Origin of the sequence: Halomonas sp. SIMBA_159 (genome assembly GCF_046536035.1) — a bacterium.
Lineage (GTDB): Bacteria > Pseudomonadota > Gammaproteobacteria > Pseudomonadales > Halomonadaceae > Vreelandella > Vreelandella venusta_A.
On sequence record NZ_JAWJBT010001659.1, the window covers coordinates 1 to 235 of the forward strand.

Below are 235 nucleotides of genomic sequence, written 5' to 3' on the forward strand. Positions count from 1 at the left end.
CTCGATGTACCCGCTCATCGCGCAGGGCACGGGCGCGCAGTGGATCCCCGGGACGAGGCAGCCCGACTACACGATCACACCGGGGGAGGCAGCGGGGCAGGTGCGCACCGCGGACCCCGACGTGATCATCCTGTGCACCCCGAACAATCCCACCGGCACCCCGCCCGGCCTGGACGTCGTCGAAGCCGTCTACGAGGCGGCGCGGGGCATCGGGATCGTCGACGAGGCCTACCAG

Annotated in this window: 1 protein-coding gene; it reads left to right on the forward strand. The window is 71.5% G+C overall.

Going from position 1 to position 235, the window contains the following annotated elements; all coding sequences use genetic code 11:
- On the forward strand, window positions 1-235 hold a 235-nt coding region (locus tag R0J87_RS24835; protein WP_498889697.1), incomplete at both ends, for an aminotransferase class I/II-fold pyridoxal phosphate-dependent enzyme.